Source organism: Aliterella sp. E5.1, from assembly GCF_057473825.1.
This window is the reverse complement of record NZ_JBYCCV010000129.1, coordinates 1-8,742: the sequence shown is the minus strand read 5'-3', so window position 1 is coordinate 8,742 and position 8,742 is coordinate 1. Positions and strand designations below refer to the sequence as shown.

Annotated in this window: 7 protein-coding genes and 2 pseudogenes; 4 read left to right on the top strand and 5 right to left on the bottom strand. The window is 41.3% G+C overall.

The genetic code is table 11. The features are described from left to right. Nucleotides 1-306: 306 nt before the first annotated feature. From AC2VE5_RS22485 to AC2VE5_RS22465, 5 genes and pseudogenes are all read right to left on the bottom strand, one after another. Nucleotides 307-834: a cupredoxin domain-containing protein gene (locus tag AC2VE5_RS22485; protein ID WP_486889904.1), complete on the bottom strand. Its 528-nt coding sequence runs from the start codon at nucleotides 832-834 to the stop codon at nucleotides 307-309. A 39-nt stretch (nucleotides 835-873) separates the two neighbouring features. Next, the gene (locus AC2VE5_RS22480) at nucleotides 874-3,141 is read right to left on the bottom strand and encodes a heavy metal translocating P-type ATPase (protein WP_486889903.1); all 2,268 of its coding nucleotides are present in this window, start codon (nucleotides 3,139-3,141) and stop codon (nucleotides 874-876) included. 31 nt (nucleotides 3,142-3,172) lie between these two features. Continuing rightward, complete coding sequence (locus AC2VE5_RS22475) at nucleotides 3,173-3,370, bottom strand: heavy-metal-associated domain-containing protein (RefSeq protein ID WP_486889902.1); 198 nt, start codon at nucleotides 3,368-3,370, stop codon at nucleotides 3,173-3,175. 142 nt (nucleotides 3,371-3,512) lie between these two features. Further along, nucleotides 3,513-4,268 (bottom strand): annotated as a pseudogene (locus tag AC2VE5_RS22470) (HAD-IC family P-type ATPase); the annotation flags it as partial. 189 nt (nucleotides 4,269-4,457) lie between these two features. Next, nucleotides 4,458-4,814, bottom strand: coding sequence for a four-helix bundle copper-binding protein (locus AC2VE5_RS22465; RefSeq protein WP_486889901.1), 357 nt, complete (start codon nucleotides 4,812-4,814; stop codon nucleotides 4,458-4,460). Nucleotides 4,815-5,541: 727 nt separating this feature from the next. On the opposite strand from AC2VE5_RS22465, the gene AC2VE5_RS22460 reads away from it, so the two are divergent. From AC2VE5_RS22460 to rppB, 4 genes and pseudogenes are all read left to right on the top strand, one after another. Further along, nucleotides 5,542-6,018, top strand: coding sequence for a DUF2808 domain-containing protein (locus AC2VE5_RS22460; RefSeq protein WP_486889900.1), 477 nt, complete (start codon nucleotides 5,542-5,544; stop codon nucleotides 6,016-6,018). A gap of 110 nt (nucleotides 6,019-6,128) precedes the next feature. After that, nucleotides 6,129-6,626 carry a DUF2808 domain-containing protein gene (locus tag AC2VE5_RS22455; protein WP_486889899.1) on the top strand — a complete coding sequence of 166 codons (498 nt, stop codon included), beginning with the start codon at nucleotides 6,129-6,131 and terminating at the stop codon, nucleotides 6,624-6,626. A 79-nt stretch (nucleotides 6,627-6,705) separates the two neighbouring features. After that, complete coding sequence (gene rppA, locus AC2VE5_RS22450) at nucleotides 6,706-7,410, top strand: two-component system response regulator RppA (RefSeq protein WP_486889898.1); 705 nt, start codon at nucleotides 6,706-6,708, stop codon at nucleotides 7,408-7,410. Then, a pseudogene (gene rppB, locus AC2VE5_RS22445) lies at nucleotides 7,397-8,449 on the top strand (two-component system sensor histidine kinase RppB); the annotation flags it as partial. The gene rppA and the pseudogene rppB, both read left to right, overlap by 14 nt. Between the last annotated feature and the right edge of the window lie 293 nt (nucleotides 8,450-8,742).

The window sequence follows — 8,742 nt, the reverse complement described above, 5'->3', positions numbered from 1 at the left end:
CCCTTTCTCTGCTATGGGTTTCCACAATCTTCTGGCGCAAATCATTTGAGTAAGCTTTCATCCATTTAGCCATTAATAGTTGTAGCAATGCTTCTCACTTTATCTCATTCAATCGAGAACCGCTGTATATACCAAGTTGTATTCATACAAGTAACTTTATCTTCCCTGCACCCTTGTTAAAAATGCTACAGTCGAACACTACTTGGTATAAATTATCCAGTAACGGCTATGTAGAACAAGGGTGCAAATACACAAAAATTAGCTAAATTGCTCAGTTGAAGCTGACTTTTGAAAGAAAAGCTTTTCCTAGCTAGAAGCATTAGAGTTTCGCACTTCTATCATTCCCCGAAACATATTCATTCCGCAGGCAAATTCATAGCTTCCTGGTTGTGTAGGAGTAAACTCAATTGCTGTGACTTGATTGAGTGGCAAGTTCTGTGCAATATGGAAATCAGGTAATCTCACTTCCTCTAAACAACTACTAGGGTCGCGCCGGAGGAAGTTAAGCCGTACTGGTTGTCCTGCTTGCACAACAATGCGGCTCGGCTCGTAACCACCATCAACGGTGATAGCAACTTCTGCAATTCCCTGACGGGCTTCCACCTGTTGAGATTTGGGCTTGCTCAAGAGGAACCACCACAGTTCCAAACTAATCAGCCCTAGTCCACCCAACGTCACAGCCGCTTTGTTTTTCAAGGGTTGTTCGATGCGACGAAATTGCGTGTTTGGCGTGCTTGGTTCGCCAGGCATTTCGGCGGCTAGCGCTCCTGATATTGCACCAAGCAAAAATCCTAATCCTGCTAACGTACCAAAAAAGGTGGCTTTCTTGAACATTTTTGTAGCTCCTTACATCTAAATTGCTGAAATCAAAAGTTAAACAGTAGCTTTGGGTTGGAAAGAACGGAGCCGTAGAGCATTTGTTACCACTGAAACAGAACTAAATGCCATTGCTGCTCCAGCAATGATGGGGCTAAGGAGCCAACCAAAGAAGGGAAATAGAATACCTGCGGCAATTGGAATCCCAGCAACGTTATAGATAAACGCAAAGAAGAGATTTTGACGAATGTTTCGGATTGTGGCACGGGACAGTTGAATAGCAGTGACAATTCCTTGTAGGTCACCAGAAATTAGGGTGATGTCACTAGCGGCGATCGCCACATCTGTTCCTGTGCCAATAGCAATTCCTACATCTGCCTGAGCTAAGGCAGGAGCATCATTGATCCCATCTCCTACCATCGCCACAACCTTTCCTTCTGCTTGAAGTTGCTCTACAGTAGCCGCTTTTTGATCTGGACGGACTTCTGCCAATACTCGCTTGATTCCGACTTCACGGGCAATTATTTCCGCAGTTCGCTGATTATCTCCAGTTAACATAACTACTTCCAAACCCAGTTTTTGCAGAGTCTGAACTACACGAGCAGAGGATGGTTTAAGCGCATCAGAAATTGCCATGATTCCTTGTACCTTTCCATCAACAGCAATCCAAATAACAGTTTTGCCCAAATACTCCAACCTATCCCAGTGGGAGCCTAAAGCTTGGGTATCAACTCCTAGTTCGCTCATCCAGCGCCTAGTACCAACCTGCACAAGCTTATTTAACACATTTCCTTGCACCCCACTCCCTGCAACCGCCTGAAAATTTTGTGCTGCCGTCAAGTCAACGGCTTGAGATTGGGCATACTGTACCACTGCCTCAGCTATTGGATGTTCTGAATTTCGTTCTATGGATGCTGCTAGCTGCAACAATTTGAGTTCGTTATCGTTAGCAGTCCCTTTAACAGTCACAAAGTCAGTTACTGTAGGTTTTCCTTTTGTTAACGTCCCAGTTTTGTCTAAAACAACTGTTTGTAATTTGTGCGCTAGTTCCAAACTATCTGCACCTTTGATCAAGATACCATTTTCTGCACCTTTTCCTGTCCCAACCATAATTGATGTTGGAGTTGCTAAACCTAATGCACAGGGACAAGCAATAATTAGCACGCCTACGGTAGTAATCATTGCTAGGGTGACATTACCCATAAAGTTGTACCAGATGATAAAGGTAGCGATCGCTATGGCAATTACAGCAGGCACAAACCAGCCTGTAACCTGGTCAGCTAATCTTTGAATTGGTGCTTTAGAACCCTGCGCTTGTTGCACCAGTTTTACAATCTGAGCCAGAAATGTGTCTTTACCTACCCGTGTCGTTCTAAATTTGAAGCTGCCAGTTTTGTTAATCGTAGCCCCAATTACTTCATCACCAGGTTGCTTTTTGACAGCTACACTTTCTCCTGTCACCATTGCCTCGTCTACGGTCGAGGAGCCTTCAATCACTTCACCATCAGTAGGAATTTTCTCACCAGGACGTACTAGAATAACATCGCCAAGCTGAACTTCAGCAATTGGAACTTCCATCTCTTTGCCATTGCGGATAATTCGGGCAGTTCTCGCTTGCAAGCCCATCAGTTTACGAATAGCTTCTGAAGTTTGTCCCTTAGCACGGTTTTCAAACAACTTACCCAATAGAATAAGCGTAATCACAACTGCTGCCACTTCATAGTAAACACTGGGAGATAATCCTTGGGCAGTAAGAAATCCGGGAAAGATTGTAACAAATAGTGAATAGAAATACGCTGCACTGGTCCCTAGAGCAATCAGAGTATCCATTGTGGCAGCATGACGCTTCAATGCTTTCCAACTGTTTATATAGAAAGACTTGCCACACCAGAACTGAACTGGTGCAGTCAGTACCGTTTGCAGCCAAAAATTGTGCAGCCACATGGGTATGAAAGGAATGTGCAACCCCGTCATCACAGGCAGTGAACCAATCACCAGAATTGTACTAATGATGCCACCAATCCAGACCTTACGTTTCAGTTGCCGCGATTCTGTTAGTCGTGCTTTACGTTCAGCATCATCATCTCCAGTGAGTATGTCTTGTTCTTGCACTGGTTGAGCAGAGTATCCGGCAGCATCAATTGCATCTTGAATTGCTTCCAAGTCAGTTTTTTTAGAATCATAGGTGACAGTAGCTTGTTCTACTCCAAAATTGACGCTGCATTCACTTACACCTGGAACAGAGCGGATTGCGTCTTCAATACTATTTGCACAGGAGGCACAACTCATGCCTCGCAATTTAAGCGTCGCGTTATTCTTATTCATCGCTCACCTGCTTATTTTGACAACATCTAACTTAGTCAGCAACGGTATATCCAGCTAATGCGATCGCCTGTTTTACAGCAGCAACAGATTGCTGGGTTTCAATGCTGACAAGCTTTGTTTTTGAATCAGCTTCGACTTTAGCTGTTGGATCGATAACTGTAATGGCGTTAGTAATGGTTGTTACACAGGCAGAACAAGCCATATTTGAGACTTTGAGTTGAAGTGTCATAGTTTTAGAAGTAAAGAAAAATATTTAGTTTAAGACTTACCTTTATGTTGCAGTCTCCAGTAAGATGGAGAGTCAAAGGCGCAGTTTAAATCTCTATCTTTGGGAGTAGGTGTAAGTTTAATATCTTTACTTCAAGTAACGCTCAAATCTTAACTCGACGCAGCAGCATCGCATTAATTGACACAACTACTGTAGAGACAGTCATAAGTATAGCTCCGACGGCTGGAGTCAAAAGAATTCCCAAGGGGTAAGCCACTCCAGCCGCTAACGGAATTCCAATTACGTTATAGCCTGTTGCCCAGAACAAATTTTGAATCATTTTGTTGTAGGTAGCTTTGGCAAGTTTGAGTGCATAGGTTACATCTAACGGATCGCTTTTAACTAATACCAAGTCAGCCGACTCAATTGCCACATTCGTCCCGGCTCCGATCGCCAGACCCAAATCGGCCTCAAATAGAGCGGGCGCGTCATTAATTCCATCGCCCACAAACGCTACAGGTTTCTCAGCTTTTAACCGTCGGATCAGTACAGCCTTATCTTGGGGAAGCACGCGAGCATAGTAGCGATCAATATTTAATTCTGTTGCCACCGTTTTAGCGACGGCTTCAGCATCTCCCGTAATCATCACTGTTTGAATATTCATTTCGTGTAAGCGTTGAATTGCTTCCCGTGTGCGTTCTCGCACTCGATCTGCTAACCCGAATACCGCCAGCACTTGCCCGCCGTTCATCAAAGCGATCTCGCTTTCGCCACGAGATTCACTTTCTTGCAGCCCTTTTTTCAAGGGTGATGGAAACCGCACTTTTAACTCCTCAACCCATTCTGGTCTTCCCACTCGATAATGCTGCCCACCCACAACGCCTTCAACGCTTTGATCTGGAACAGCTTGAAACTCACTGGTTTTAGAAAGCTTATCTAAAGATCAATTTTCTGTTCAAGCTTAAAGTCTCTGCTTGACTAAAGAATCAAGTTAATCAACTACTCCTAAAGATAGATAGTTGGCGATCACAGTAATACTAATTAATTGCAATTGTTTATTGATCAATTGCTAACTGCCCATCAAAGGACAGCCAGCAAATTTGACTAATTAGGCAGCCATTGCTGTAGCCATTTGGCGGCAAGTCTCAGCACAACGACGGCAAGACTTTGCACAGCGTTTGCAATGGTCGTGGTCGTGTTTTTCGCATTCAGAGGCACAGCGATCGCAAGCTTCAGCACAGACGCTGCACAACTGAGGATGGAGGTCTGAGTTACGGGACATGAAACGAGCGCAGATGTCGCAAGTGTCAGCGCAATCCCGACACAGTTTGATACATTGAGCCATCATTTGTACCATGTCGCTATTTAAGCAGGCAGTGGCACAGTTTTCACATTCGCGCAGGCATTCAAAACAAGCTTGAATGCAAGTTTCAAGTAAAGATTCGTGAGATTGAGATGTAGTCATTATTCAACTCCAAAGCAATAAATTTAACTGAAGACAATAGTTTTATGTCTTCGTTTTCAACTTAATGAAGTTGTGTTTTCGCTTACGTCTACCAAATGGCGAGTTAACTATTTCTTTCTATAGAAGTATGAGGATTTCATCTAAATTTCATTTCTGTATGCTTAGAAGTGTTAGCTACTACTAAAGTTTCGAGAATTTTATAATAATTTTATTTTTTATAAGAAATTAAAGTGTAGATGAAGAAATAACCAGTTCTGTGACTGAAGAAACAATAGAAAGAACTTTAACTTAAGTAATCATAATGCTTCTTTTGGCTAAACTGTTTGAAGTTGAGATAGATTAGCAATTTTTCTCTAAATAATAATTTGAAAATCGACTAGCCGATTCATATCGCTATAATCGAGTTGCGTTACATTGGCTAATCGCCTTGCAGGACAAGGAAAAAGTAGTTGCACAATATTGACAAATCTCATTTAACCAAAGACAATTCATAGTTAAGATGGATGAGTTAGCCTTACATCTAAAATAAAATCTTCGTCACCCATTTTAAAATTTTATAACTTCATCCATTCCTGATTTCAATGAATACTATATTGAGCGATTTTAGGATTTCTCTAACTAATATTCAATGATTTCATTCTGATTTCATTTCTCCATGCGAATCTAATTAATAGTAACTGCACCACTGAATAGCGGTTTTTAACCAATTCACTAGAAATACAAAATAATGGCGAGAATACTTTTTACGGCTATCTTAACTTTAATAGTTACCTCTTTTAATATTGCTGCTTATGGAAAGCCTCTAACAGCAATTGATAGAGTTCCTCGTATCGTTAGCTCTGTGCAATTTCCTCAGAGTAAGTGGAGGATTGTGAGACATTCTTTTCAAGTTAATATTCCTCAAGGTAGTAATGCCGTCTCCCAGTTGTTAATCAGTGTTCCTCAAGGTTTGACCGCAAGTAATAATATTAATGTATTTGACAAGTCTGGAAAGATAATTGCTAATAGCATCTCTAAAGATAGTAAGAAAATTACAATCTCTTTTTCTGAACCAGTAGCTCCTGGAAACAGGTTGAAAGTGGTTATGAAAGACGTAAAAATTTTAGGGCGATCTAATGCTTGGCTTTATCCAGTTCCGGCTAGACTTGTTGGTATGAATGCAAATATCCCTTTAGGGCTAGCCCGATTTAGAGTTTATTTTTAATAGCTAAAACTTTAGGGGTGGTAGTTGTTGAAATTTTATTTTGATTTCATTTAAAACTGCCAAACTAATAATAAGGAAAACATTCAGTTAAATATCCAAGGACTAATGCAATGAAAAAGTTAAATTGCGCTACAACTTTTACCTTAGCAATTCCTGTTGGGATAGCCTCGTTTTATATATCTTCAGTGCCTGCCTTTGCAGGAGGAGCATTACGCGAGGCTAATGCTCCTCACATTGTACACAGCAGCGCACACCCAAACGGTACTCGTATGTCAAATGCTACACATCATTTTGAAGTACACGTCCAAGGTAAAGAGCTATCACAACTTTCTTTTGAAGTACCAAAAGGTGTTGAGGTCAGTGATCGCATTATGGTCAGCAATGGATCTGGCAAAAAAATTGACTCTACTGTCTCTATTAAAGATAAAAGAGCTACAATTGCATTTTCTCAACCTGTACCTGTAGAAACAACACTATCAATTTCAATGAAAGGCGTTAAAACTCCATTTCTCTCACGAGGGAATACTTGGTTATATCCAGTTTATGGCAGAAGTGTTGGCATGACCGAAGATATCCGCATGGGCATAGCTCAGATTCAGACTTATTAACTGATTAATAAACAGATCCCAGTCCTTAAGCGAAGCAAGAGGACTGGGTTCAGCGAACGTAAAAGAGAAGTAGAGTGATATGAGGGTTCTCTTAGTTGAGGATGAGCCAGATTTAGGTACTGCTATTAAACGAACCCTAAACCAAGAAAAGTATGTAGTTGATTGGGTTCTAGACGGAACTACAGCTTGGAACTATTTAGAGAGTAAGTGGACGCACTATACACTTGCTATTTTCGATTGGTTATTACCAGGAGTATCAGGATTAGAACTATGTAAGCGGCTACGAGGGCGACGTAATCCTCTACCAGTTTTGATGCTGACGGCTAAAGACCGAATGGAAGATAAAGTTGCTGGTTTGGATGCAGGGGCTGATGATTATCTAGTGAAGCCCTTTGGTATGGAGGAGTTATTGGCACGATTACGCGCTCTTCAGAGGCGATCGCCGCAAGTTCAAGCCCCAACCTTACAAGTTGGAAGTCTTAGTTTAGATTATGGTACTCATACGGTTTACTTTCGAAATATATTAGGTAATCAGCAAGTCGTCTCTGTAACGACAAAAGAATTTCAGTTGCTAGAGTATTTTATGAAGCATCCAAATCAGATTGTCACCCGCGACCAAATTCAAAATCAACTTTGGGAAGTCAATGCAGAACCTACTAGCAATGTAGTAGCGGCTCAAATACGCTTGTTACGTCGTAAGCTTGCTCAAATAGGTGGTGATCATCTGATTGAAACTCTGCATGGTACAGGATATCGTTTTAACCTGACCTATGAACGACAATAGACTTTTTTTTCAAACCCGTTGGCGAATAGCTACATCCTATGCAATTGTAATGGGATTGATTCTAGGGTTATGTGGGTTGGGGTTTTATCAAGCTATTGTCCATGCTCACTGGCAAACTTTAGATCGAGAGTTAGAGTTTGTGGCTGGAACGCCGCACGATAGTGTTGAAAATACACTGAAGCAACCCGGACACTTAGAACCTGCTACTCAAGAACTCCTGCCAGAGCAAATGGAGCAACGGCACGTTCTAGGAGCAATTCATCAAGGTGACTACTATATTAGGTTTTTAGATCGTTCTGAGCGAACGATTTCTGTAGCTGGTTTACAGCCTGAAGGGTTGCCTTTTACGTCAGTAAAAGTTACTTGGCACACCCCTTGTGACACCCTAGGAAATTGCTATCACCAAATCTCTTTAACGCTACATACTCAGGATAATATTCCCTGGGGATATATGCAGATGGGATATTCACTTAGGGAGATTAATAAATACCTCAATAACATAAAATTAATTTTGCTTTTAGGTCTACCCATCGCCACGATGTTAGTTGGTGGTTCTAGTTTGTGGCTAGCTAGTATAGCAATGCAACCAATTTATCAATCTTATAAACAGATACAGCAATTTACAGCCGATGCCGCTCACGAGCTAAGAACACCTCTAGCTGCTACACGAGCAACTGTTGAATCAGCCCTGCGGACAGCACATACATTCAACCCAGAAGTACAGGATATTCTCCAAACTATAGAGCGTCAGAACCATCGGCTGACTCAGCTTGTGGCTGATTTACTGTTACTAGCTCATATGGAACGACGAACACCTCTGCGAAGTCAGATTTGTTGCCTTAATGACATTGTTAATGACTTAGTAGAAGAATTAGCAGCTTTGGCGATCGCCGCAGAGGTAACACTGCTTTCTGATATCCGAGTATACAAATCATTATGTGTTGTAGGTGATGAAGAACAATTGTATCGCCTAGTTTCCAACTTAATTATTAATGCTATTCAGTACACATTAGCAGGTGGTAGAGTAACTATCCCTCTTTTGTCACTTTCAGGAGAGTAAAATCTAGAACCTGCTTTAGCTCAGGATTTTGGCAAAATGACTACAAAGGAAGTCTGATGTGAGAAAATAAAGTTTAAAAGCTTTACATTACAAGCTTTTTCAAGTTTTAGTTTGTTTTTTCCTTACTCAGAGTGACAAAAGAGGGCTATAGCAATCCTAAATGGCTCATGAAAATGCACCATAGATAAATACCTTTGGAAAATCAAAAATTTGCGCTCTGAGTTACTAACTCAAACAATCGCTTCACGGCAAAGAAAGATTTACACAGATGA

Excerpts from the sequence above, each read along its gene's own strand:
- rppA (WP_486889898.1), top strand. The coding sequence starts at position 6,706 with ATGAGGGTTCTCTTAGTTGAGGATGAGCCAGATTTAGGTACTGCTATT.
- AC2VE5_RS22455 (WP_486889899.1), top strand. The coding sequence starts at position 6,129 with ATGAAAAAGTTAAATTGCGCTACAACTTTTACCTTAGCAATTCCTGTT.
- AC2VE5_RS22465 (WP_486889901.1), bottom strand. The coding sequence starts at position 4,814 with ATGACTACATCTCAATCTCACGAATCTTTACTTGAAACTTGCATTCAA.
- AC2VE5_RS22475 (WP_486889902.1), bottom strand. The coding sequence starts at position 3,370 with ATGACACTTCAACTCAAAGTCTCAAATATGGCTTGTTCTGCCTGTGTA.
- AC2VE5_RS22480 (WP_486889903.1), bottom strand. The coding sequence starts at position 3,141 with ATGAATAAGAATAACGCGACGCTTAAATTGCGAGGCATGAGTTGTGCC.
- AC2VE5_RS22460 (WP_486889900.1), top strand. The coding sequence starts at position 5,542 with ATGGCGAGAATACTTTTTACGGCTATCTTAACTTTAATAGTTACCTCT.
- AC2VE5_RS22485 (WP_486889904.1), bottom strand. The coding sequence starts at position 834 with ATGTTCAAGAAAGCCACCTTTTTTGGTACGTTAGCAGGATTAGGATTT.